The following is a 22,169-nucleotide window of genomic DNA, read 5'->3' as shown; positions in this document are numbered from 1 at the left end:
GCAGTGCCGCCGGGCACGCACGATTTTCGATCCAATCCTGCGCGCGAGCCGTCGCGCCGCTTAAAGCCTAGCCCGAACCACACCATGCACGAGAGATACGTACCCGCCGACGTCGAAGCCGCCGCCCAGGGCGACTGGCGCGCAGCCGATGCCTACAAGACGAAGGAAGATTCGCAGAAGCCGAAGTTCTACTGCGTGTCGATGCTGCCGTATCCGTCCGGCAAGCTGCACATGGGTCACGTGCGCAACTACACGATCAACGACGTGATGTACCGCTATCTGCGGATGAACGGCTACAACACGCTGATGCCGATGGGCTGGGACGCGTTCGGGATGCCGGCCGAGAACGCCGCGATGGCGAACGGCGTGCCGCCCGCGAAGTGGACCTACGACAACATCGACTACATGAAGGGCCAGATGCAGTCGATGGGCCTCGCGATCGACTGGTCGCGCGAAATCGCGACGTGCAAGCCCGAGTACTACAAGTGGAACCAGTGGCTGTTCCTGAAGATGCTCGAGAAGGGCATCGCGTACAAGAAGACGGGCACCGTGAACTGGGACCCGGTCGACCAGACCGTGCTCGCGAACGAGCAGGTGATCGACGGCCGCGGCTGGCGCTCGGGCGCGCTCGTCGAGAAGCGCGAGATCCCGATGTACTACCTGCGCATCACGCAGTACGCGGATGAGCTGCTGAACGACCTCGACGGCCTCGGCTGGCCCGAGCGCGTGAAGATCATGCAGCAGAACTGGATCGGCAAGAGCTTCGGCGTGAACTTCGGCTTCCCGTACGAACTCGACGGCGAGCAGAAGCTGCTGCGCGTGTTCACGACGCGCGCCGACACGATCATGGGCGTCACGTTCTGCGCGATCGCGGCCGAGCACCCGCTCGCCACGCGCCTCGCGCAGGACAAGCCGGAACTGCTCGCGTTCATCGAAGAATGCAAGCGCGGCGGCGTCGCCGAGGCCGACGTCGCGACGATGGAGAAGAAGGGTGTCGCGACCGGCTTCTCGGTCAAGCACCCGCTCACCGGCGAGCCGGTCGAGGTGTGGATCGGCAACTACGTGCTGATGAGCTATGGCGAAGGCGCGGTGATGGGCGTGCCGGGCCACGACGAGCGCGATTTCGCGTTCGCGAAGAAATACGATCTGCCGATCAAGCAGGTGATCGCGAGCGAAGGGCAGACGTACTCGCTCGACGCATGGCAGGAGTGGTACGGCGACAAGGAAACCGCGGTCTGCGTGAACAGCGGCAAGTACGACGGCCTGCGCTACGCGGAAGCGGTCGATGCGGTCGCCGCCGACCTGAACGCCGGCGGCTTCGGCGACAAGCAGGTCACGTGGCGCCTGCGCGACTGGGGCGTGTCGCGCCAGCGCTACTGGGGCACGCCGATCCCGATCATCCACTGCCCGTCGTGTGGCGACGTGCCGGTGCCGGAGCAGGACTTGCCCGTCGTGCTGCCGGAAGATCTCGTGCCGGACGGCTCGGGCAACCCGCTCGCGAAGTCGGAAGCGTTCCTGAACTGTTCGTGCCCGAAGTGCGGCGCGGCCGCGAAGCGCGAAACCGACACGATGGACACCTTCGTCGATTCGTCGTGGTACTTCTCGCGCTACACGGCGCCGGACGCCGAGACCATGGTCGACGCGCGCACCGATTACTGGATGCCGATGGATCAATACATCGGCGGCATCGAGCACGCGATCCTGCATCTGCTGTATTCGCGCTTCTGGACCAAGGTGATGCGCGACCTCGGCCTCGTGAAGTTCGGCGAGCCGGCGAAGAACCTGCTCACGCAGGGGATGGTGCTGAACGAGACGTACTACCGCGAAGACGCGGCGGGCAAGAAGACCTGGTACAACCCGCTCGACGTGACGGTCACACACGACGACAAGGGCCGCCCGGTCGGCGCGACGCTGAATGCGGACGGTCAGCCGGTGGTGCTCGGCGGCATCGAGAAGATGTCGAAGTCGAAGAACAACGGCGTCGATCCGCAACTGCTGATCGACCAGTACGGCGCCGATACCGCGCGTCTGTTCACGATGTTCGCCGCGCCGCCGGAGCAGCAGCTCGAGTGGTCGGGTGCGGGCGTCGAAGGCGCGAGCCGCTTCCTGCGCCGCGTATGGAGCTTCGGCTACGGCAATCGCGAAGCGCTCGCCGCCCGCGCCGGTTTCGACGCGGCGACGCTCGGCGATGCCGACAAGGCGCTGCGCCGCGAGATCTACAGCGTGCTGAAGCAGGCCGATTTCGACTACCAGCGCCTGCAGTACAACACGGTCGTGTCGGCCGCGATGAAGATGCTGAACGCGATCGACGGCGCGAAGGGCGCGACGCCCGCCGTGCTGCGCGAGACGTACGGCGTGCTGCTGCGCGTGCTGTACCCGGTCGTGCCGCACGTCACGTTCGAGCTGTGGAAGGCGCTCGGCTACGCGGACGAATTCGGCCCGCTGCTCGATGCGCCGTGGCCGAAGGTCGACGAGGCCGCGCTCGAGCAGGCCGAGATCGAACTCGTGCTGCAGGTGAACGGCAAGGTGCGCGGCGCGCTGAAGGTCGCGAAGGACGCGAGCCGCGACGCGATCGAAGCGGCGGCGGTGGCCGACGAGGCATTCGCGAAATTCAGCGACGGCAAGCCGGCGAAGAAGATCGTCGTCGTGCCGGGCCGCCTCGTGAACATCGTCGTCTGACGGCCGCCGGCCGTCGGACGTACCCAGAAGGAGCGAAGGTGATCCGCAGATCGTTTTTGATGCTCGTCGGCAGCGCGGTCGTGCTGTCGGCATGCGGCTTCCAGTTGCGCGGCCAGCAGGACTACGCGTTCAAGCACCTGTTCGTGGCCGGTGCGCCGGCGTCCGTCGGGGCGCGGCTCACGCGCCTCGTCGAGGCCGGCAGCGACACGAAGATCGTCAAGTCGGCGGACGACGCCGACGCCGTGCTGCGCATGTGGGAGTCGCGTGGCCAGAACACGCTGACGCTCAACAAGTACGGCTCCGCGCAGGAATACGCGCTGTTCTACACGCTGAACTACACGCTGACCAGCAAGGACGGCACCGTGCTGATCCCGCCGAGCGCGATCGCGCTGAACCGTGCGATGACGTACAGCGACCAGTACACGAACGCGAAGGCGCAGGAAGCCGACATCCTGTACGGCGACATGCAGAACGACGCGGTCGATCAGCTGATGCGGCGTCTCGCGATCGTCCATTCGCTGACGCCGGCGCCGGAGGACGTGGTGCCGGGCGTGGCGCCGCGCGCGCCGCTGCCGCCGCCGCCGCTCTGATCGCGGGCGCACGCAGCGATGCAATTGCGACTTGATGCGCTGGAGCCGCACCTCGCGAAGGGGTTGGCCGGGCTCTATACCGTCTACGGCGACGAGCCGCTGCTCGCGCAGGAAGCGTGCGACCGCATTCGTGCGGCCGCGCGCGCGGCCGGCTTCACCGAGCGTTCGGTGCATACGGTCGAGCGCGGCTTCGACTGGAGCGTGCTGCTCGGCGCGACCCAGGCGATGTCGCTGTTCGGCGAGCGCCAGCTGATCGAGCTGCGCATTCCGTCGGGCAAGCCGGGCAAGGAGGGCGCCGATGCGCTGAAGACGCTCGCGGCCACGCCCAATCCGGATGCGCTGATGCTCGTCACGTTGCCGCGCCTCGACGCGGCCACGCAGAAATCCGCATGGTTTACCGCGCTGCAGAACGGCGGCGTCGCGCTGAAGATCGATCCGGTCGATCGTGCGCAACTGCCGAACTGGATCGGCCAGCGTCTGTCGATGCAGGGCCAGCGCGTCGCGTCCGGCGACGACGGGCGGCGCGCGCTGCAGTTCATCGCGGAGCGCGTCGAGGGCAACCTGCTCGCCGCGCACCAGGAAATCCAGAAGCTCGGGCTGCTGTATCCGCAGGGCGCGCTGTCGTTCGAGCAGGTGCACGACGCGGTGCTGAACGTCGCGCGCTACGACGTGTTCAAGCTGAACGAAGCGATGCTCGCCGGCGACGCCGCGCGGCTCGCGCGGATGATCGACGGGCTGAAGGGCGAGGGCGAGGCGATCGTGCTCGTGATGTGGGCCGTCGTCGAGGAACTGCGCACGCTGCTGCGGATCAAGCGCGGCACGACGGCCGGCAAGCCGCTCGCGACGCTGCTGCGCGAGAACCGCGTGTGGGGGCCGCGCGAGCGGCTGATCGCGCCCGCGCTGAACCGCGTGTCGGAAGCAGTGCTCGAAAAGGCGCTCGCGTTCGCCGCGAAGCTCGACCGGCAGGTCAAGGGGCTCACGGCCGTCACGCCGGGCCGCCGCACGCAGGACGAACCGCCGCCCGACCCGTGGGACGGGCTGTTCCAGCTCGCGATGACGGTCGCGGGCGCCCGCGGCGAGCGACCGCCGACCGCGGGTCGCGTGCGACGCTAAGTCCCGTTCGGGCCTTCAGCGCGCGCTGCGCAACCCGCTTACAATGCTTTGATGACCGGCGCGCCGCCCGGCGCGGCGCGGTTTGGCGGCCGTTACCCCGCCGGATGGCCGTCCCGCTTCCCCCACGAATTCATGCCGCTCCACGCGGCTCGCTTCTCGAGTCACACGATGGATATCGATCAGTACATGACCGACCTGGGCCGTCGCGCCCGGCACGCTTCCCGCGCGATGGCGCGCGCCAGCACGGCCGCGAAGAACGCGGCGCTCGACGCCGTGGCCCGCGCGATCGAACGCGACGCGCAGGCGCTGAAGGATGCGAATGCACGCGACGTCGCCCGCGCCCGTGAAAAGGGGCTCGATGCGGCGTTCGTCGACCGCCTGACGCTGTCGGACAAGGCGCTGAACACGATGGTCGAAGGGCTGCGCCAGGTTGCGTCGCTGGCCGATCCGATCGGCGAGATCGGCAACCTGAAGTTTCGCCCCAGCGGGATCCAGGTCGGCCAGATGCGCGTGCCGCTCGGCGTGATCGGCATCATCTACGAGTCGCGCCCGAACGTGACGATCGACGCGGCCGCGCTGTGCCTGAAGTCGGGCAACGCGACGATCCTGCGCGGCGGCTCCGAAGCGCTCGAGTCGAACGCGGCGCTCGCGAAGCTGATCGGCGAAGGGCTCGAAGCGGCCGGGCTGCCGCAGGATGCGGTGCAGGTCGTCGCGACGGCCGATCGCGCGGCGGTCGGCAAGCTGATCACGATGACCGAATTCGTCGACGTGATCGTGCCGCGCGGCGGCAAGAGCCTGATCGAACGGCTGATCAACGAGGCACGCGTGCCGATGATCAAGCACCTCGACGGCATCTGCCACGTGTATGTCGACGATCGTGCCGATCTCGCGAAGGCGCTGACCGTCTGCGACAACGCGAAGACGCATCGCTACGGCACCTGCAACACGATGGAGACGCTGCTCGTCGCGAGCGGCATCGCCGCGCAGCTGCTGCCGCCGCTCGGCACGCTGTATCGCGACAAGCAGGTCGAACTGCGCGTCGATGCGGCCGCGCGCGCGGTGCTCGCCGATGCGGGCATCGGCCCGCTCGTCGACGCGACGGAAGAAGACTGGCATACCGAATATCTGGCGCCGGTGCTCGCGATCAAGGTCGTCGACGGCCTCGACGCCGCGATCGAGCATATCAACCACTACGGCTCGCATCACACGGATGCGATCGTCACCGAGGATCACGACCGCGCGATGCGCTTCCTGCGCGAAGTCGATTCGGCGAGCGTGATGGTCAACGCGTCGACGCGCTTCGCGGACGGTTTCGAATTCGGCCTCGGCGCGGAAATCGGCATCTCGAACGACAAGCTGCACGCACGCGGCCCCGTCGGCCTGGAGGGGCTGACGTCGCTGAAGTACGTCGTGCTCGGGCACGGCGAAGGCCGTCAGTAAGTCAACCGCGAGGCGCACAATCGATGGCAATGCTCTGGGTCAAGACGTTCCATGTCGTTCTGATCGCCGCGTGGTTCGCGGGGCTCTTCTACCTGCCGCGCATCTACGTGAACCTGGCCATGGAGACCGATCCGGCCGCGGTGCGGCGCCTGCTGCTGATGGCGCGCAAGCTGTTCCGCTTCATGACGATGATCGCGGTGCCCGCGCTCGCGTGCGGGCTGTGGCTGTGGCTCGTGATCGGCATCGGGCAGGGGCAGGGCTGGATTCACGCGAAGGTGACGGTGGTGTTGCTGCTGATCGTCTACCACGCGTATTGCGGGCATCTGCTGCGGGTGTTCGAGCGCGGCGAGAACACCCGCACCGACAAGTGGTATCGCGTGTTCAACGAGCTGCCGGTGCTCGGCATGCTCGCGGCGGTCGCGCTGGTCGTGATCAAGCCGTTCTGAGCGGCGCGGCCGGCGAGTACGCCGCCATCGAATCATGTGCGACGGCGCCCCTCGGGGCGCCGTTCGTCGTTTACGCGCGGCGTTTCGCGACGGCTAGTCCTTGGTCGGGTCGTCGATCCGGCGCCGCGTGATCGCCTCCTTCGCGCGGCCGACCCGTTCCATCAGCGCCGGCCCGCGCGACAGCGCGACGCCGACCGCGAGGATGTCGCCGATCGCGAGATGCGACATCCGCGACGTCATCGGCGAGAACACGTCCGTTTCCTCCGCGACGTTCGACGCGAGGCTGACCGTCGCGAGCTTCGCGAGCGGCGAATGGCTCTGCGTGATCGCGACGACTTTCGCGCCGCACGCGAGCGCGGAGCGCGCGGCGTCGACGATGTCGCGCGTGCGGCCGGTGTTCGAGATCGCGACGACGACGTCGTGCGGCCCGAGCAGCGCCGACGACATCGAGAACGTGTGCGGATCCGAATACGCGACGCTCGGCACGCCGAGCCGGAAGAACTTGTGCTGGATGTCCTGCGCGGCGATGCCCGAGCCGCCGGCGCCGTAGAACTCGATCCGCGACGCGTTCGACAGCAGCGCGATCGCATCGGCGACGCTGCCCGCCGACAGGCTGTTGCGTACCTCGATCAGCGCGCCGATCGTGCGGTCGAACACCTTGCCGATGATGCCGGGCGCCGGCTCGTCGGGCTCGACGTCGCGGTATACGGACGACACGCCCGGCGCGACGCTCTGCGCGAGCCGGATCTTGAATTCGCGAAAGCCGCTGCAGCCGAGCGCCTGGCAGAAGCGTGCGATGGTGGGCTGGCTGACGCCCGCGCGGGTCGACAGCTCGGTCATCGCGAGGTCGAGCACCTCGCGCGGCGCGGCGAGGATGTAGTCGGCGAGCTTGCGCTCGGACGGGCGCAACTCGGCGCGGATCGCTTCAATGCGGGGCAGCATGGGACGGCAGGTGGAAATCAGGTTCGGATGAGCGAGTGTATCGCACTCAAATTGTAGAAAATCTACATGAAAATACTAGCGCAATCGCACTGGTTTGAATGCGAGGCTAGCCACGCGAATTAGGGTTTTTACCGATTGGAGCCTTGATGGTAGCGGGAATAACGGTTGCGCGTACGTCGATCCGCATTGCGTGCTTGTAGTTTTTCTACTAGACTTGCTTCGTTCGATCGACGAAGCTCGACCGTCCCCACGATTCCAACCGCCGGTGTCGGCCGGCATACAGGAGCGCCCAGCATGACGTCGCTGCACCCCACTCTGGCGAAGGTCACCGAACGCGTGATCGCCCGCAGCCAATCGACCCGTTCCGCCTATCTGCAGCGCATCGACGGCGCGCAAGGCAAGTTCCCGGCACGCGGCGCGCTGTCGTGCGCGAACCTCGCGCACGGCTTCGCGGGCCTCGAGGGGAACGACAAGTTCTCGATCAAGGCGATTCGCGAGCCGAACATCGGCATCGTGTCCTCGTACAACGAGATGCTGTCCGCGCACGCGCCGTACAAGGATTTCCCCGACATCATCAAGGCGGCCGCGCGCGAGAACGGCGGGGTCGCGCAATTCGCGGGCGGCGTGCCGGCGATGTGCGACGGCGTCACGCAGGGCAACCCGGGGATGGAGCTGTCGCTGTTCTCGCGCGAAGCGATCGCGATGGGCACGGCGATCGCGCTCACGCACAACATGTTCGACGCGGCGCTCTGCCTCGGCATCTGCGACAAGATCGTGCCGGGCCTCCTGATCGGCGCGCTGCAGTTCGGCCATCTGCCGACGATCTTCGTGCCGGCCGGCCCGATGACGAGCGGCCTGTCGAACGACGACAAGGCGAAGATCCGCCAGCAGTTCGCGACCGGCCAGGTCGGCCGCGACGCGCTGCTCGAAGCCGAATCGGCCGCGTATCACGGCCACGGCACCTGCACGTTCTACGGCACCGCGAACAGCAACCAGATGCTGATGGAGCTGATGGGGCTGCACCTGCCGGGCTCGGCATTCGTTCATCCGCACACGCCGCTGCGCACCGCGCTGACGGCCGAGGCTGCGCGCCGCGTGCTCGACCTGACCGTCGAGCGCGGCCAGTACACGCCGATCGGTCATGTGATCGACGAGAAGGCGATCGTCAACGGGATCGTCGCGCTGCTCGCGACGGGCGGCTCGACCAATCACACGCTGCACCTCGTCGCGATCGCGCGCGCGGCCGGCATCCTGATCGACTGGAACGACTTCGACGAATTGTCGGCGGTCGTGCCGCTGCTCGCGAAGATCTACCCGAACGGCAAGGCCGACGTGAACCATTTCCACGCGGCGGGCGGTGTCGCGTTCCTGGTGCGCAACCTGCTCGAAGGCGGGCTGCTGCACGAGGACGTGACGACGGTCGCCGGCAAGGGCCTTGCGCACTACACGAAGGAGCCGAAGCTGATCGACGGCAAGCTGACGTGGGTCGACGGCGCGGCCGAGAGCCACGACACGAAGGTGCTGCGCGGCATTCGCGACCCGTTCCAGCCGGACGGCGGCCTGCGCCTGATGCAGGGCCGGCTCGGCCGCGGCGTGATCAAGATCTCGGCGGTCGCGCCCGAGCACCGCAAGGTGAAGGCGCCCGCGATCGTGTTCGACTCGCAGGAAGCCGTGCAGGCAGCGTTCGATCGCGGCGAGCTGAAGCGCGATTTCGTCGCGGTGGTGCGCTTCCAGGGCGCGCGCGCGAACGGCATGCCCGAACTGCACCGTTTGACGCCGCTGCTCGGCGTGCTGCAGGATCAGGGCTTCCACGTCGCACTGGTCACCGACGGCCGCATGTCGGGCGCGTCGGGCAAGGTGCCGGCCGTGATCCACGTGTCGCCGGAAGCGCTGCTGGCCGGCCCGATCGGCAAGGTGAAAACGGGCGACATGCTCGTGATCGACGCGGAGGCCGGCGTGCTCGACATCGAGCTCGACGACGCCGAATGGCACGCGCGCCCGGTCGCGCAGCCGCAGCACCAGGCCGAGAACGAAGTCGGTTTCGGCCGCGAACTGTTCGGCGTGTTCCGCGCGGCGGCCGCACCGGCCGAGCAGGGCGCATCGGTTTTCGGGACGCTGGTCGGCGAAACGGCTGCCAGCGTCGCCGCATGAATTTCAAGGAGCCAATTCAATGAAGACGATTGCTGAAATCGTGAAGCTGGGCCCGGTCATTCCGGTGCTCGCATTCGACTCGGTCGAGCAGGGCGAAAACGTGTCGCGCGCATTGCACGCGGGCGGCGTGAAGGTGCTCGAGATCACGCTGCGCACGCCGGCGGGCCTCGAGGCGATCCAGCGCGCGAGCCAGCTCGCGGACGACATCGTCGTCGGCGTCGGCACGATCACGAAGCCCGAGCACTGCGCGCAGGCGAAGCGCGCGGGCGCGACGTTCGGCGTGTCGCCGGGCCTGACGAAGGAACTGCATCTCGCGTCGCTCGACGCGGGCCTGCCGCTGTTGCCGGGCGTGATGACGCCGAGCGACATCATCCAGGCGCTCGAATTCGGCTACGACATCGTGAAATTCTTCCCCGCGCAGCAGGCGGGCGGCGTGCCGATGCTGCAGGCGTTCCACGGCCCGTTCCCGGCGCTGAAGTTCTGCCCGACCGGCGGCATCACGGTCGATACGGCGCCGAACTTCCTGAAGCTGCCGAACGTCGTGTGCGTCGGCGGCTCCTGGCTCACGCCGAAGGCCGCGCTCGCCGCGCAGGATTGGGCCGAAGTCACGCGCCTCGCGCAAGCGGCGAGCCAGTTGCCGCGCTAATGCTTGTATGAAATGAAGAATCGACCCTCGGAAGCAAGCGTTAATGCTTGTTTTTCCGAGGGTTTTTGCTGATGGAACCGGTTCTATCCGCGGATCGCAAAGATAAGTAAAATTCAGCGTCCTGACGGGGGGGTACCCCCGTGTTTCGGAGACCTGCATAGCCGGGCATACTCGCAACGACTCGCCCGGTTCGAACAATTCTAGGAGGAGTGCCACATGGGGGCCGTCCAAGGCAGCATGCTGCTCGTATTCACGCTGATCGCGATTGCCGCGCTGATCCTGATGATCGCGCGCTACAAGATCTACCCGTTCCTGGTGCTGATCATCGTTTCGCTCGGCCTCGGCCTCGTCGTCGGCATGCCGATGGACAAGATCGTCAAGTCGTTCGAAACGGGTACCGGCGGCACGCTTGGCCACATCGCGATCGTCGTCGGCCTCGGCACGATGCTCGGCAAGATGATGGCCGAATCGGGCGGCGCCGAGCGGATCGCGACCACGCTGATCGACTGGTTCGGTGAAAAGAACATCCACTGGGCGATGATGTTCGTCGCGATCATCGTCGGCCTGCCGGTGTTCTTCGAAGTCGGCTTCGTGCTGCTGATCCCGATCGCGTTCAACGTCGCGAAGCGCACCGGCAAGTCGCTGCTCGTCGTCGGCCTGCCGATGGTGGCCGGCCTGTCGGTCGTGCACGGGCTGATCCCGCCGCACCCGGCCGCGCTGCTGGCCGTCCAGCAATACGGCGCCGATATCGGCAAGACGATCGCATTCGGCCTCGTCGTCGGCGTGCCGACCGCGATCATCGCGGGCCCGCTGTTCGCGCTGATGATCTCGAAGTTCGTGAAGCTGCCGGAAAACAACCCGCTCGCATCGCAATTCGTCGATTCGAACGCGGATGGCCGCAAGCGCGAACTGCCGAGCTTCGGCATCACGCTGTTCACGATCCTGCTGCCCGTCGTGCTGATGCTCGTCGGCAGCTGGGCCGACCTGGTGTTCACGCCGAAGTCGCTGCCGAACAACCTGCTGCGTTTTGCCGGCAACTCCGACGTCGCGCTGCTGATCGCCGTGCTCGTGAGCTTCTGGACCTTCGGCGCGAAGCAGGGCTTCAACCGCGACCAGATCCAGAAGTTCTGCGGCGAGTGCCTGGCGCCGATCGCCGGCATCACGCTGATCGTCGGCGCGGGCGGCGGCTTCGGCGGCGTCCTGCGCGACAGCGGGATCTCGCAGCAGATCGTCGAGACCGCGAAGCACGCGCACCTGTCGCCGCTGCTGCTCGGCTGGTTCGTCGCGGCGCTGATGCGTCTCGCGACGGGTTCGGCGACGGTCGCGATGACCACCGCCTGCGGCATCGTCGCGCCGATCGCGGCGGCGTCGGGCGCGGCGGTCCGGCCGGAGCTGCTCGTGCTCGCGACGGGCTCGGGCTCGCTGATCTTCTCGCACGTGAACGACGGCGGCTTCTGGCTGATCAAGGAATATTTCGGGATGACGGTCGGCCAGACGTTCAAGACCTGGTCGCTGCTTGAAACCATCATCTCGGTGCTCGGTCTGAGCTTTACGCTGCTGCTGAGCGTGGTTCTGTAACAAGGGGTAGTCAATGATTCTGATCGCAATGGGCGTGTCGGGCGCGGGCAAGTCGCGAATCGGCGAAATGCTGGCGGAACGCCTGTCGTGCAGCTATACCGATGGCGACGCGTTTCACAGCGCGGCGAACAAGGAAAAGATGCACCACGGCATTCCGCTGACCGATGAAGACCGCTGGCCGTGGCTGCGCACGATCCGTGCGGCCATCGAGGAAAAGCAGCGCGCGGGCGAAACGGCCGTGTTCACGTGCTCGTCGCTGAAGCGCTCGTACCGCGACGTGCTGCGCGGCACCGACACCGACGTGCGGTTCGTGTATCTGAAGGGTTCGTTCGAGGTGCTGCAGGAGCGCCTGAAGAGCCGCACCGGCCATTTCTTCGATCCGTCGCTGCTGAAGAGCCAGCTCGACACGCTCGAGGAGCCGGGGCCGGACGAAGCGATCGAAGTCAGCATCGAGCTGACCCCCGAGCAGATCGTCGATCAGGTCATGCTGAAGATCGGCCTCGCACATCAGCACTGAGCGCGGTTCGCGGTCATCGTCATCGAAAAGGCGCCTTCGGGCGCTTTTTTCGTTGGCGGCGCGGACGCCGGTCAGGCCATGTGTGTGCGTTGCGCGATGCCGTCGAGCAGCACGTCGAGCATCGTGTCGTGCACGACCGCCGGATCGAGCTGCGCATAGAGCGGCGCGGCCGACTTGACGAGCGGATGCGCGACGTCGGACAGCGCGTGCATTTCCGCGAGCTCGACCTCGTTCGCGGGACGCGTGAGGCCGCCCGCTTCGGCGGCGGCCAGGCCGATCACGCTCGCGTACCAGCCGACGCATACCGACGGCAGCGCCGCGCGCGGGATGCCGGCGTCGGTCAGCGCGCGATGCACGGCCTCGATGTGCGCGAGGTCGGCCGGCCCCGTGCTCATGTGCCGCTGCAGTAGCGCGAACGCGGCCGGGTAGCGCAGCGCGAGCGCGCGGTACTGGCGCGCGAGGTCGCGCAGCCGTTCGCGCCACGGCAGTGACGGATCGACCGGCACGAGCGAGCGCGACAGCGCATTCGCGATCGCGCGGCTCAGGCCGTCCTTCGACTTGAAGTGATACAGCACGCTCATCGGGTCGCAGCCGACCGATTGCGCGAGCTTGCGCACGCTGAACGCGGCTTCGCCGACGTCTTCGAGCAGCGCGAGCGCGGCCGCGACGAGCGCGTCCTTGTCGAGGCCGCGCGGCCCCGGGGCGGGTTTGTCTTTCATCGAGGCGGGCAGGCAGGCCGGCGTGGTACCGGCTGTAAACTTGACGAAAGCTTATTCTACACTGTAGAATTATTTCTGCGGTGTAGAAATTGGGTGTCCCGGCACCTTTCAATACGTGCTTTCGCACAGTCCGGGATCCAGGCGGCACGAGCGTGCCGCCGTCAACACGGGCCATCGCGCCCCCTTTCTCGTTGACCCCCATGTGGAACCGGCTGCCCCCACCCGCGAAGCCAACAGGCTCTTCGACAGGCGGCCCAAGACCATGCAAGTGCAATCATGACGTCCCACAACAAGCCCTTGATCCAGGGCGAAGCGCGTTTCGAGCAAACGCAACTGAACATCGAAAAAGACAACTGGAACTGGTGCGATCCGGCCCGCTACGACGGCGAACGCCCGGCCAACTGGTACGAGGCGTCGTTGTCGCGCCATGAAAACAGCGCGCCGCTCGCGCACGACGCCGTCTGCGACGTGCTCGTGATCGGCGCGGGCCTGCTCGGCGCATCGGCCGCGCTGCATCTCGCGGAAGCGGGCGTCGACACGATCCTCGTCGACAAGCATCACGTCGGATCGGCCGCGTCGGGCCGCAACGGCGGGCAACTGACGCCCGGCCTCGCGCGCTGGGAAGCCGCCGACATGATCGAGAACCTGTCGCACGACGACGCGAAGCGGCTGTGGCGCTTCGCGTCGGCCGAATCGATGGAGCTGATCGACGGGATCGGCGCGCGTTACGCGCTCGATCTCGACCGCAAGCGCGGCCACGTGACGGCGGCGGTCCACCCCGGCCACATGAGCGCGCTGCTCGACGGCGCGGATGCGCGCCGCCATCTCGGCGATGCGGGCGTGACGCTCGTCGGCCGCCATCAGCTGCACGACGAATACGTGCGCTCGGGGCTGTATCACGGCGCGGCGATCGACGCGATCGGCGGGCAGATTCACCCGCTCGCGCTGGTGCGCGGCCTCGTGCACGGCTTCCGGCTGAACGGCGGCGCGCTGTTCGAAGGCGCCGAAGTGCTCGAGCTCGACGAGACGCCCGCCGGCGTCGTCGCGACGACGCCGGGCGGCACCATCACCGCACGCAAGGGGGTGGTGCTCGCGCTGCACAACACGACGTTCCGTTTGCTCGACGACGGCGCGGCGACCACGGTGCCGTTCTTCACGTACGTGAGCGTGACGGCGCCGCTCGACGTCGACGTCGCGACGCTGATGCCGGCCGGCATGCCGGTGTACGACACGCAGTTCCAGATCGACTACTACCGGCCGGTGCGCGGCAACCGCCTGCTGTTCGGCGGGCAGGGCACCGGCAGCTGCTGGGCGCAGCCCGACGTCAACGCGTATCTGCTGACGCGGCTGAACGCGGTGTTTCCGCAGCACGACGGCCGCTTCGCGCTCGACTACTGCTGGAGCGGCGTCAGCGACTTCACGCTGAACGGCGCGACCGACAGCCGCAAGACCGACGGCCGCGTGCCGATGTACATGGTGCAGGGCTGGAGCGGGCACGGCGTTGCCCAGACGGTGCGGATCGGCAAGGCGATCTGCGACGATTTCGTCGGCCGCAACGACGACTTCTCGATGCTCACGGGCATCGACCATCGCGCGATTCCGCTCGGCCGGCAGCTGTCGCCGATCGCGATTCCCGCCGCGAAGGCCGCGATGAGCGTGATGAGCGCGCTCAACCCGGGGCGGATGATCTCGTTCTGACCGGCCCAAAAGCAAAAAGCCCGATGCGAAGGCAATTCGCATCGGGCTTTTTTGCGTCAGGTGACGGCGGCGCTTACGCGATCCGCTTCGCGAGTTCGACGGCCTTGCCGATGTACGACGCCGGCGTCATCGCGAGCAGGCGATCCTTCGCATCCTGCGGGATCGCGAGCGTGCCGACGAATTCCTGCAGCGCTTCGCGCGTGATGCCCTTGCCGCGCGTCAGTTCCTTCAGCTGCTCGTACGGGTTCTCGATGCCGTAGCGGCGCATCACCGTCTGCACCGGCTCCGCGAGCACTTCCCAGCAGTTGTCGAGATCTTCGTTCAGGCGCTGCGGGTTCACTTCGAGCTTGTCGAGGCCGCGGATCAGCGAGTCGTACGCGAGCAGCGAGTAGCCGAGCGCGACGCCCATGTTGCGCAGCACCGTCGAGTCGGTCAGGTCGCGCTGCCAGCGCGACACCGGCAGCTTGTCGGCGAGGTGGCGCAGCGTCGCGTTCGCGAGGCCGAGGTTGCCTTCCGAATTCTCGAAGTCGATCGGGTTGACCTTGTGCGGCATCGTCGACGAGCCGATTTCGCCCGCCTTCGTCTTCTGCTTGAAGTAGCCGACCGAGATGTAGCCCCACACGTCGCGGTCGAGGTCGAGCAGGATCGTGTTCGCGCGCGCCACGGCGTCGAACAGTTCGGCCATGTAGTCGTGCGGCTCGATCTGGATCGTGTACGGGTTGAACGTGAGCTTCAGGCGGTTTTCGATCACGTCGCGCGAGAACGCTTCCCAGTCGAATTCCGGATACGCGGACAGGTGCGCGTTGAAGTTGCCGACCGCGCCGTTCATCTTGCCGAGGATCTCGACCTTCTCGATGCGCGCGATCGCGCGGGCGAGGCGCGCGGCGACGTTCGCGAGTTCCTTGCCGAGCGTCGTCGGGCTGGCCGGCTGGCCGTGCGTGCGCGACAGCATCGGCTGTTCGGCGTGCGCGTGCGCGAGCGCGACGAGGCGCTGGTAGACCGTGCGCAGCGCCGGCAGGATCACGTGTTCGCGCGCGCCGGCGAGCATCATCCCGTGCGACGTGTTGTTGATGTCCTCGGACGTGCACGCGAAGTGGATGAATTCGCTCGCCTTCTCGAGTTCGGCCTGGCCCTTCACCGATTCCTTCAGCCAGTATTCGACGGCCTTCACGTCGTGGTTCGTCACGCGCTCGATTTCCTTGATGCGCGCGGCGTCGTGCGCGGTGAAGCGCTCGGCGAGCTGCAGCAGGAACTGCTCGGAGGCTTCCGAGAAGCGCGGGACTTCCGCGAAGCCGGCGCGCGACAGTGCGATCAGCCAGTGCACCTCGACGGTGACGCGGTGGCGCATGAAGGCGGCTTCGGAGAGCCAGTCGCGCAGCGCTTCGGTCTTGCTGGCGTAGCGGCCGTCGATGGGCGAGAGCGCGGTGAGGGCGAAAAGCGTATCGGGACGAGTGTCGGACATGATCGGGCAGGGCCTTTGGGGGCCGGGGCGAACGAGGGGAGGAGAATCCGGCATTTTACCATCGGCGCGCGTCGATTCCGGCCGAACCGGTCCGGCCGCGCTTGCCGCGGGCGCACGACGCCCGGGCGGCGCGCGAACGGCGAGCCGGCGCCCGCCCGCGCAGGCTCGCCGGCCCGCGCGCCGAGCCGCCGGCCGGGCCCGCCCGCCGGTAGAATGCAGGCTTCTTCCCGACCGCCGCCCGCCGCGCCCGCCTGCATGGAACTGAAATGGCTCGAAGACTTCGTCTCGCTCGCGGAAACGCGCAGCTTTAGCCGGTCGGCCGAGCTGCGGCACGTGTCGCAGCCGGCGTTTTCGCGGCGCATCCAGGCGCTCGAGGCATGGCTCGCGACCGAGCTGATCGATCGTTCGGTCTATCCGACGCGGCTCACGCAGGCCGGCCAGATCTTCTACGAGCAGGCGCTGACGATGCTGTCGCAGGCGCACGAGGCGCGCACACTGTTGCGCGGCCACGTCGGCACGCCGGTGCCGACGATCGAATTCGCGGTGCCCCACACGCTGTCGCTCACGTATTTTCCGCGCTGGCTCGAGCGGATCGAGGCGAAGATGGGCCAGGTCCACACGCGGCTGCGTGCGCTGAACGTGCACGACGCGGTGCTGTCGCTCGTCGAGGGCGGCTGCGATCTCGTGATGGGCTACCACCACCCGAGCCACCCGGTCGCGCTCGACCCGGCCCGCTACGACATGCTTGTCCTCGGCAGCGAGCCGATCAGCCCGTTCTCGGCACCCGGCCGCGCGGGCCGGCCGCGCCATACGCTGCCGGGCACGGCCGATGCGCGCGTGCCGTACCTGTCGTATACGCCGAACGCGTATCTCGGCCGGATGACCGAAGTCATCGTCGCGAACGCGCCGACGCGGCTGTTCCTCGACCGCGTGTACGAAACCGACATGGCCGAAGGGCTGAAGGCGATGGCGCTCGCGGGCCACGGCGTCGCGTTCCTGCCGCACAGCGCGGTCGAGGACGCGGTCGCGGGCGGCCGGCTGATCCGTCTCGACCGGTCGGTGCGCGGCGGCGCGCATCCGTTCACGCTGACGATGGAGATCCGGCTGTACTGCGACAAGCTCGCGCTGCAGGGCGACGATCCGCGGCAGAAGCTCGTGCGTGCGCTGTGGGACGTCGTGCGCGACGAACTGCGCGAGACCGCCGGCGATACTCCCGGTTAACCGTCGGCGGTTAACCCGGCCGATTGGCCCGCCCGGCTGACGGCGGGCCTCCCGGCGCCGGTCGGCCCGCCGTCCGGCGGCCGGCCCGCGCCCGTCCAATCCGGTTTTCCACGAACGCGATGCCTGCCCGATCGCGGGCGTTCTTGCGCAAATCGACCGCGGATTTGCGGAAAATCGCGATCATGCAAGAAACGCATAATCGAATAATCAAACGGCATTGGATAAAAAAAACGGGTTTTTCGACAATGTGCGCAATCCGTTGAACGTTGGAGCTTCCATGTCTTCGCAACAGCAGTCCATCCCGTCCTACCTGCACGCCGACGATCTCGGCCCGTGGGGCAACTACCTTCAGCAGGTCGATCGCGTCGCGCCGTACCTCGGTTCGCTGTCGCGCTGGCTCGAAACGCTGAAGCGTCCGAAGCGCATCCTGATCGTCGACTGCCCCATCGAGCTCGACAACGGCACCGTCGCGCACTTCGAAGGCTATCGCGTGCAGCACAACGTGTCGCGCGGCCCGGGCAAGGGCGGCGTGCGCTACCACCAGGACGTGACGCTGTCGGAAGTGATGGCGCTGTCGGCATGGATGTCGGTGAAGAACGCGGCCGTGAACGTGCCGTACGGCGGTGCGAAGGGCGGCATCCGCGTCGACCCGCGCAAGCTGTCGCGTGGTGAGCTCGAGCGCGTGACGCGCCGCTACACCAGCGAAATCGGCATCATCATCGGGCCGAACACCGACATTCCGGCGCCGGACGTCAACACCAACGAACAGGTGATGGCGTGGATGATGGACACGTACTCGATGAACCAGGGCCAGACGTCGACCGGCGTCGTGACCGGCAAGCCGATCGCGCTCGGCGGTTCGCTCGGCCGCAAGGAAGCGACGGGCCGCGGCGTGTTCGTCGTCGGCTCGGAAGCGGCGAAGAAGAAGGGCCTCGAAATCGAAGGCGCGCGCATCGCGGTGCAGGGCTTCGGCAACGTCGGCGGCATCGCGGCGAAGCTGTTCCAGGAAGCGGGCGCGAAGGTGATCGCGGTGCAGGATCACACGGGCACGATCTACCAGCCGGCCGGCCTCGATTCGAACAAGCTGCTCGACCACGTCGCCCGCACGGGCGGCGTCGCGGGCTTCGAAGGCGCGGAACCGATGCCGAACGACGAGTTCTGGACGGTCGAGACCGACATCCTGATCCCGGCGGCGCTGGAAAACCAGATCACCGAGAAGAACGCGGCGAAGATCCGCACGAAGATCATCGTCGAAGGCGCGAACGGCCCGACGACGACCGCGGCGGACGACATCCTGAGCGCGAACGGCGTGCTCGTGATCCCCGACGTGATCGCGAACGCCGGTGGCGTGACCGTGTCGTACTTCGAGTGGGTGCAGGATTTCTCGAGCTTCTTCTGGACGGAAGACGAAATCAACCATCGTCTCGAGCGCGTGATGCGCGAAGCGTTCGCCGGCGTGTGGGCGGTCGCGGAAGAGCACAAGGTGACGGTGCGTACGGCGGCGTTCATCGTCGCGTGCAAGCGCATCCTGATGGCGCGCGAAATGCGCGGTCTCTACCCCTGATGGAGCGTCCCCGATGGGGCGTCCCCAACCGGGCGTCCCTGATCGTCGACGATGACCGATTCATGACGCAATCCACCCGATTGCGGATGTGAACCCTCGCGGGCGGTGCCGAATCCGGCACCGCCCGCGCGCGCATCTGGAGCGTCCGGAGCCGGGAGGACGGCTTCGCACAGGGCGATTCGTAGTGCGGTAAACAACCAGTACTTTCAAAAATATTACTTTGATACACTGGCGCGGGTTTTAGCCAAGGAGATGACCAAAAATGAAATACCACAAGGCAGTCCTGATGGTGGCGGCGCTTTGCGCGTTCGCAAGCGGCGCGTACGCTCAGGAGACGGGCACGCTGAAGAAGATCAAGGACACGGGCGTGATCGCGCTGGGCCACCGCGAATCGTCGATTCCGTTCTCCTATTACGACCAGAACCAGCAGGTGGTCGGCTATTCGCGCGAGTTCCAGCTGAAGATCGTCGACGCGGTGAAGAAGAAGCTGAACCTGCCGAACCTGCAGGTGAAGAACATCCCCGTCACGTCGCAGAACCGCATCCCGCTCGTGCAGAACGGCACGGTCGACATCGAGTGCGGCTCGACGACCAACAACCTCGAGCGTCAGCAGCAAGCCGCGTTCTCCGACACGATCTTCGTGATCGGCACGCGCCTGATGACGAAGAAGGATTCGGGCGTCAAGGATTTCGCCGACCTGAAGGGCAAGACGGTCGTGACGACCGCCGGCACGACGTCGGAGCGCCTGCTGCGCAAGATGAACAACGACAAGCAGCTCGGCATGAACATCATCAGCGCGAAGGATCACGGCGATTCGTTCAACACGCTGGAATCGGGCCGCGCGGTCGCGTTCATGATGGATGACGCGCTGCTCGCGGGCGAGCGCGCGAAGGCGAAGCAGCCGGGCGAATGGGTGATCGTCGGCACGCCGCAATCGGAAGAAGCTTACGGCTGCATGATGCGCAAGGGCGACGCCGACTTCAAGAAGGTCGTCGACGACGCGATCTCGCAAGTCGAGAAGTCGGGCGAAGCCGCGAAGATCTACGCGAAGTGGTTCGAGAACCCGATCCCGCCGAAGGGGCTGAACCTGAACTTCCCGCTGTCCGAGTCGATGAAGAAGCTGTACGCGAACCCGAACGACAAGGCGCTCGACTGACCACACGGCCGTTGATGCAGAAATGACGCTAATGAGACGGAAGAGGCCACGCTTCTTCCGTTTCTTTTTGCTGGAGTCTTGCCCATGTCTTACCACTGGAACTGGGGCATCTTTCTGAGCCCCGTGTCGACCGGCGAGCCGACGACTTATTTCGGATGGCTGATGTCCGGCTTCTGGGTGACGATCGAAGTGTCGCTCGTCGCCTGGGTCATCGCGCTGATCGTCGGGTCGCTGTTCGGCGTGCTGCGCACCGTGCCGAACAAGTGGCTCGCCGCGATCGGCACCGTGTACGTGTCGATCTTCCGGAACATCCCGCTGATCGTGCAGTTCTTCGTCTGGTATCTCGTGATACCCGAGTTGCTGCCCGCATCGATCGGCACCTGGATCAAGCAGTTGCCGCCCGGCACGCAGTTCTTTACCGCGTCGATCGTCTGTCTCGGCCTGTTTACCGGCGCGCGCGTGTGCGAACAGGTGCGCTCGGGCATCAACGCGCTGCCGAAGGGCCAGCGCGCGGCCGGCCTCGCGATGGGCTTCACGCAATGGCAGACGTATCGCTACGTGCTGCTGCCCGTCGCGTACCGGATCATCGTGCCGCCGCTCACGTCGGAATTCCTGAACATCTTCAAGAACTCCGCCGTCGCGTCGACGATCGGCCTGCTCGACCTGTCCGCGCAGGCGCGCCAGCTCGTCGACTACACCGCGCAGACCTACGAGTCGTTCATCGCCGTGACGCTCGCGTACGTGGTCATCAACCTCGTCGTGATGGCGTTCATGCGCTGGATCGAAGGCCGTACGCGGCTGCCCGGCTACATCGGAGGCAAGTGATGCATCAGTTCGACTGGAGTAGTATTCCCGGCGCGCTGCCGACGCTGTGGTCGGGCGCGATCGTCACGTTCAAGATCACGCTGATCGCGATCGTGGTCGGGATCGTCTGGGGCACGCTGCTGGCGCTGCTGCGGCTGTCCGGCGTGAAGCCGCTCGCGTGGTTCGCGAAAGCGTACGTGACGGTGTTCCGCTCGATCCCGCTCGTGATGGTGCTGCTGTGGTTCTTCCTGATCGTGCCGCAGGTGCTGCAGGGCGTGCTCGGGCTGTCGCCGACGATCGACATCCGCCTTGCGTCGGCGATGGTCGCGTTCTCGTTGTTCGAAGCCGCGTATTATTCCGAGATCATCCGCGCCGGCATCCAGGCGGTGCCGCGCGGGCAGGTGAATGCCGCGTTCGCGCTCGGCATGAACTACGCGCAGGCGATGCGCCTCGTGATCCTGCCGCAGGCGTTCCGCGCGATGGTGCCGCTGCTGCTCACGCAGGCGATCGTCCTGTTCCAGGATACGTCGCTCGTGTACGTGATCAGTCTCGCGGACTTCTTCCGCACGGCCGCCAACATCGGCGATCGCGACGGCACGACCGTCGAGATGGTCCTGTTCGCCGGCGCATGCTATTTCGTGATTTGCTCGTTGGCGTCTGCTCTCGTCAAGGGTCTCCAGAAAAAGGTCACAAGATGATTTCCATCAAGAACGTTTCGAAGTGGTACGGCCAGTTTCAGGTCCTCGCCGAATGCACGACCGAGGTCAAGAAAGGCGAAGTGGTCGTCGTGTGCGGCCCGTCGGGCTCCGGCAAGTCGACGCTGATCAAGACCGTAAACGGCCTGGAGCCGTTCCAGCAGGGCGAGATCCTCGTGAACGGCCAGTCGGTCGGCGACAAGAAGACGAACCTGTCGAAGCTGCGCTCGAAGGTCGGGATGGTGTTCCAGCATTTCGAGCTGTTTCCGCACCTGTCGATCACCGAGAACCTGACGCTCGCGCAGATCAAGGTGCTCGGCCGCGGCAAGGACGAAGCGGCGGAGAAGGGCATGAAGCTGCTCGATCGCGTCGGCCTGAAGGCGCATGCGCACAAGTTTCCGGGCCAGTTGTCGGGCGGCCAGCAGCAGCGTGTCGCGATCGCGCGCGCGCTGTCGATGGACCCGATCGCGATGCTGTTCGACGAGCCGACGTCCGCGCTCGATCCCGAGATGATCAACGAAGTGCTCGACGTGATGGTCGAACTCGCGCAGGAAGGGATGACGATGATGGTCGTCACGCACGAGATGGGCTTCGCGAAGAAGGTCGCGCACCGCGTGATCTTCATGGACAAGGGCGCGATCGTCGAGGACGACCGCAAGGACGATTTCTTCTCGAATCCGAAATCGGAACGCGCGAAGGACTTCCTCGCGAAGATCCTGCACTGAGCGTTCGCACATCTGGCGCACGC

Annotated in this window: 19 protein-coding genes; 16 read left to right on the top strand and 3 right to left on the bottom strand. The window is 66.5% G+C overall.

Annotated features, from left to right (window positions below; all coding sequences use genetic code 11):
• The first annotated feature begins 84 nt into the window (after positions 1-84).
• From leuS to A9Z05_RS02610, 5 genes are all read left to right on the top strand, one after another.
• The gene (gene leuS, locus A9Z05_RS02630) at positions 85-2,679 is read left to right on the top strand and encodes a leucine--tRNA ligase (RefSeq protein WP_069616764.1); all 2,595 of its coding nucleotides are present in this window, start codon (positions 85-87) and stop codon (positions 2,677-2,679) included.
• A 38-nt stretch (positions 2,680-2,717) separates the two neighbouring features.
• Entirely contained in the window at positions 2,718-3,269 is a 552-nt protein-coding gene (gene lptE / locus A9Z05_RS02625; protein WP_069616763.1) for an LPS assembly lipoprotein LptE, read from the top strand.
• Between the two features lie 18 nt (positions 3,270-3,287).
• Positions 3,288-4,382, top strand: coding sequence for a DNA polymerase III subunit delta (holA, locus tag A9Z05_RS02620; protein WP_069616762.1), 1,095 nt, complete (start codon positions 3,288-3,290; stop codon positions 4,380-4,382).
• 168 nt (positions 4,383-4,550) lie between these two features.
• A complete protein-coding gene (locus tag A9Z05_RS02615; protein ID WP_069616761.1) occupies positions 4,551-5,822 on the top strand; it encodes a glutamate-5-semialdehyde dehydrogenase in 1,272 nt (423 codons plus the stop codon).
• 23 nt (positions 5,823-5,845) lie between these two features.
• The gene (locus A9Z05_RS02610; protein ID WP_006483416.1) at positions 5,846-6,268 is read left to right on the top strand and encodes a CopD family protein; all 423 of its coding nucleotides are present in this window, start codon (positions 5,846-5,848) and stop codon (positions 6,266-6,268) included.
• A gap of 93 nt (positions 6,269-6,361) precedes the next feature.
• Here the strand turns inward: A9Z05_RS02610 and A9Z05_RS02605 are convergent, their stop codons facing one another.
• Positions 6,362-7,210, bottom strand: a complete 849-nt coding sequence (locus tag A9Z05_RS02605; protein WP_050013824.1) for a MurR/RpiR family transcriptional regulator — start codon at positions 7,208-7,210, stop codon at positions 6,362-6,364.
• 294 nt (positions 7,211-7,504) lie between these two features.
• On the opposite strand from A9Z05_RS02605, the gene edd reads away from it, so the two are divergent.
• The 4 genes from edd (at position 7,505) to A9Z05_RS02585 (ending at position 12,102) form a co-directional block, all read left to right on the top strand.
• The gene (gene edd / locus A9Z05_RS02600) at positions 7,505-9,361 is read left to right on the top strand and encodes a phosphogluconate dehydratase (protein ID WP_069616760.1); all 1,857 of its coding nucleotides are present in this window, start codon (positions 7,505-7,507) and stop codon (positions 9,359-9,361) included.
• 19 nt (positions 9,362-9,380) lie between these two features.
• Positions 9,381-10,007, top strand: a complete 627-nt coding sequence (gene eda / locus A9Z05_RS02595; RefSeq protein ID WP_006483410.1) for a bifunctional 4-hydroxy-2-oxoglutarate aldolase/2-dehydro-3-deoxy-phosphogluconate aldolase — start codon at positions 9,381-9,383, stop codon at positions 10,005-10,007.
• A gap of 216 nt (positions 10,008-10,223) precedes the next feature.
• Positions 10,224-11,585, top strand: a complete 1,362-nt coding sequence (locus A9Z05_RS02590) for a GntP family permease (protein WP_069616759.1) — start codon at positions 10,224-10,226, stop codon at positions 11,583-11,585.
• A gap of 13 nt (positions 11,586-11,598) precedes the next feature.
• Entirely contained in the window at positions 11,599-12,102 is a 504-nt protein-coding gene (locus A9Z05_RS02585; protein ID WP_059581058.1) for a gluconokinase, read from the top strand.
• Between the two features lie 71 nt (positions 12,103-12,173).
• Here A9Z05_RS02585 and A9Z05_RS02580 read toward each other — a convergent pair whose 3' ends face one another.
• Entirely contained in the window at positions 12,174-12,821 is a 648-nt protein-coding gene (locus A9Z05_RS02580; protein ID WP_069616758.1) for a TetR/AcrR family transcriptional regulator, read from the bottom strand.
• Between the two features lie 276 nt (positions 12,822-13,097).
• Here A9Z05_RS02580 and A9Z05_RS02575 point away from each other — a divergent pair, with 276 nt between their 5' ends.
• A complete protein-coding gene (locus A9Z05_RS02575; RefSeq protein ID WP_069616757.1) occupies positions 13,098-14,519 on the top strand; it encodes an FAD-binding oxidoreductase in 1,422 nt (473 codons plus the stop codon).
• Positions 14,520-14,592: 73 nt separating this feature from the next.
• Here A9Z05_RS02575 and purB read toward each other — a convergent pair whose 3' ends face one another.
• Positions 14,593-15,981: an adenylosuccinate lyase gene (purB, locus tag A9Z05_RS02570; RefSeq protein ID WP_050013818.1), complete on the bottom strand. Its 1,389-nt coding sequence runs from the start codon at positions 15,979-15,981 to the stop codon at positions 14,593-14,595.
• A gap of 255 nt (positions 15,982-16,236) precedes the next feature.
• On the opposite strand from purB, the gene A9Z05_RS02565 reads away from it, so the two are divergent.
• The 6 genes from A9Z05_RS02565 (at position 16,237) to A9Z05_RS02540 (ending at position 22,146) form a co-directional block, all read left to right on the top strand.
• Positions 16,237-17,202, top strand: a complete 966-nt coding sequence (locus A9Z05_RS02565; protein WP_069616756.1) for a LysR substrate-binding domain-containing protein — start codon at positions 16,237-16,239, stop codon at positions 17,200-17,202.
• 277 nt (positions 17,203-17,479) lie between these two features.
• Positions 17,480-18,766 (top strand): Glu/Leu/Phe/Val dehydrogenase, encoded by a 1,287-nt coding sequence (locus tag A9Z05_RS02560; protein WP_027807464.1) that lies wholly within the window; start codon positions 17,480-17,482, stop codon positions 18,764-18,766.
• A gap of 262 nt (positions 18,767-19,028) precedes the next feature.
• Positions 19,029-19,922, top strand: a complete 894-nt coding sequence (locus A9Z05_RS02555; protein ID WP_069616755.1) for a glutamate/aspartate ABC transporter substrate-binding protein — start codon at positions 19,029-19,031, stop codon at positions 19,920-19,922.
• 84 nt (positions 19,923-20,006) lie between these two features.
• Positions 20,007-20,747, top strand: coding sequence for an amino acid ABC transporter permease (locus tag A9Z05_RS02550; RefSeq protein WP_069616754.1), 741 nt, complete (start codon positions 20,007-20,009; stop codon positions 20,745-20,747).
• A complete protein-coding gene (gltK, locus tag A9Z05_RS02545) occupies positions 20,747-21,424 on the top strand; it encodes a glutamate/aspartate ABC transporter permease GltK (RefSeq protein WP_059581074.1) in 678 nt (225 codons plus the stop codon). The genes A9Z05_RS02550 and gltK overlap by 1 nt, the downstream gene beginning before the upstream one ends.
• Positions 21,421-22,146, top strand: a complete 726-nt coding sequence (locus A9Z05_RS02540; RefSeq protein ID WP_069616753.1) for an amino acid ABC transporter ATP-binding protein — start codon at positions 21,421-21,423, stop codon at positions 22,144-22,146. The genes gltK and A9Z05_RS02540 overlap by 4 nt, the downstream gene beginning before the upstream one ends.
• Positions 22,147-22,169 lie beyond the last annotated feature (23 nt).

The sequence above is a fragment of the Burkholderia sp. A2 genome, assembly GCF_001729305.1.
GTDB lineage: Bacteria > Pseudomonadota > Gammaproteobacteria > Burkholderiales > Burkholderiaceae > Burkholderia > Burkholderia sola.
Note: the sequence above shows the minus strand (reverse complement) of the source record. Positions and strands in the feature narration are given on the sequence as shown.